Source organism: Bradyrhizobium sp. BRP19 (assembly GCF_020194195.1).
Taxonomy (GTDB): domain Bacteria; phylum Pseudomonadota; class Alphaproteobacteria; order Rhizobiales; family Xanthobacteraceae; genus Bradyrhizobium; species Bradyrhizobium yuanmingense.
Map to the genome: position 1 here is coordinate 1 of NZ_JADYVZ010000154.1, position 429 is coordinate 429.

Below are 429 nucleotides of genomic sequence, written 5' to 3' on the forward strand. Positions count from 1 at the left end.
GCTCGGGGTGCGCGACGATCCGCGCAGCGATTTGTTTTCGCTCGGCGTGCTCCTGTATTTCTTCACCACCGGGGTGCGGCCGTTCGGTGAGAGCGAAACGCTGCGCGGCATGCGCCGGCGGCTGTGGCGCGATCCCTATCCGCCGCGCAAGCTCAGGGCCGACTATCCGCCCTGGCTGCAGGAGATCGTACTGCGATGTCTGGAGATCGAGCCCGCCTGGCGCTATCCGACCGCCTCGCAGCTCGCCTTCGATCTCGGCAACCCCGACCAGGTCAAGCTGACCGCGCGCGCCGAACGGCACGAGCGCGATCCGTTCGCGACGGTGATGCGCCGCCGCTTCAATCGCGGGGCGTGGCAGCCGAAGCCGAAGTCCGACGTTGCCGTGCAACTGGCGTCGAGCCCAATCCTGGTGGTTGCGATCGATACGAC

At 67.6% G+C, this 429-nt stretch carries 1 pseudogene; it reads left to right on the forward strand.

The window, feature by feature from the left end:
- Window positions 1–429: pseudogene (locus I6F36_RS38960) on the forward strand (serine/threonine protein kinase); the annotation flags it as partial.